The sequence below is a fragment of the Ideonella azotifigens genome, assembly GCF_006519715.1.
GTDB lineage: Bacteria > Pseudomonadota > Gammaproteobacteria > Burkholderiales > Burkholderiaceae_C > Ideonella > Ideonella azotifigens.
The window spans coordinates 1-1,580 of the sequence record NZ_VIDT01000975.1 but is presented as its reverse complement, the minus strand read 5'-3'; the positions used below and the strand labels follow the sequence as shown (position 1 = coordinate 1,580).

At 66.4% G+C, this 1,580-nt stretch carries 3 protein-coding genes; 2 read left to right on the top strand and 1 reads right to left on the bottom strand.

Annotation, left to right across the window (positions count from 1 at the left end; all coding sequences use genetic code 11):
• Both FKP22_RS29810 and rpsU read left to right on the top strand, forming a co-directional pair.
• On the top strand, positions 1-589 hold a 589-nt coding region (locus tag FKP22_RS29810), incomplete at its 5' end, for an NAD(P)/FAD-dependent oxidoreductase (protein WP_211361665.1).
• Between the two features lie 223 nt (positions 590-812).
• Complete coding sequence (gene rpsU / locus FKP22_RS29805) at positions 813-1,025, top strand: 30S ribosomal protein S21 (protein WP_012346814.1); 213 nt, start codon at positions 813-815, stop codon at positions 1,023-1,025.
• 69 nt (positions 1,026-1,094) lie between these two features.
• Here rpsU and FKP22_RS29800 read toward each other — a convergent pair.
• Positions 1,095-1,580: LysR substrate-binding domain-containing protein (locus FKP22_RS29800; RefSeq protein ID WP_233447014.1), on the bottom strand; the 486-nt coding region annotated here is incomplete at its 5' end.

Below are 1,580 nucleotides of genomic sequence, written 5' to 3'. Positions count from 1 at the left end.
GCCGGCCGTGGGCAAGAAGACGCGCGGCAGCGGCGAGGTCAGCTTCCATGAAGACCTGCTGTTCACCCACCGCGGGCTCAGCGGCCCGGCGGTGCTGCAGATCTCCAGTTTCTGGCGCCCCGGCCAGCCGCTGCGGCTGAACCTGCTGCCCGGCGTGGACTTGCTGGCCCTGCTGCTCAAGGCCAAGCAGCAGTCCCGCCGCCAGCTGGGCAACGAACTGGGCAGCCTGTTGACCCAGCGCCTGGCCGACACCTGGCTGGCCATCCAGGGCCTGGATGGCAGCCAGGCCATGCCGCAAGTGCCGGACGCGCAGCTGCGCCAGCTCGCCACCAGCCTGCAGGACTGGCAGCTGATGCCGGCCGGCACCGAAGGCTGGCACAAGGCCGAGGTGATGGCCGGCGGCGTGGACACCAAGGACCTCAGTTCGCAGACGATGGCGAGCAAGCGCCAGCCCGGCCTTTATTTCATTGGCGAAGTGGTGGACGTGACCGGCTGGCTGGGCGGCTACAACTTCCAGTGGGCCTGGGCCAGTGCGTTTGCCTGTGCCGAGGCGCTGGCGGAGGCCGCGCAGGACAGAGCCGCGGCCTGAGGCTCAGGTCTACCGGTCTCGCGTGCGACTGCCAAAGAAGTTTGTCAAGCCCGATTTGGCAAGAGGCGGTTTTCGGGCTAGAATCGTCGTCTTTGCTAGCACTCAAGCGTGTCGATCTGGTGTGGATCTGCCTTTTTGGCATGTCACCTGCGACTTCCGGAAGCACTTCAGGTGCATGTCAGCACTGGACACCGAGCGCATTCATCCGAGGATATTTCGTTAAATGACCACCATCCGTGTCAAGGAAAACGAGCCGTTCGACGTGGCCCTTCGCCGCTTCAAGCGCACCATTGAAAAGCTGGGTCTGCTGACCGAACTGCGCGCTCGCGAGTTCTATGAAAAGCCGACGGCCGAGCGCAAGCGCAAGAAGGCAGCCGCCGTGAAGCGCCACTACAAGCGTGTTCGCAGCATGCAGCTGCCGAAGAAGCTGTACTGATTTCCGGCCACGGATCTCTCTGAAAAAAGCCCGCGCGGGACGCCGCAGCGGGCTTTTTTCATGGGCGTTTCATTTCGGGTCTGCCAGCCTTGCCTGCAGATCCTGCGCCGCGTCGCGCAGCGCGACCAGCAAGGCCGCACGCAGCGGATGCTCGGTGCGCCACTGCGGCAGCACCACCGCAACGTGGAACGGGATGGCCACCGAAAACGGCCGGATCACCAGCCCGGTGCCGGCCAGCGCCAGCGCCGTCAGCGGGTTGACGATACCCAGCCCCAGCCCCTCGCGCACCAGTGCGCAGACCGATACCGCGCTGGGTGAATCGAGCAGCAGCCTGCGCTGCACGCCGGCTGCGGCGAACACCGCGTCGGCCTGCTGCCGGTAGGGGTCGGCAGGCGCCAGGCTGACAAAGGGCTCGCCCGCGAAATCCGCCGGCGCCAGCACCGCCTTCTGCGCCAGCGCATGGCCCGGTGGCAGCACGCAGACCTCGTCGGCCACCAGCAGCGTTTCCAGCGTGCATCCCATCGGCGCCTCACGGCGCTCGCTGAGTCCCAGGTC

Excerpts from the sequence above, each read along its gene's own strand:
- rpsU (WP_012346814.1), top strand. The coding sequence starts at position 813 with ATGACCACCATCCGTGTCAAGGAAAACGAGCCGTTCGACGTGGCCCTT.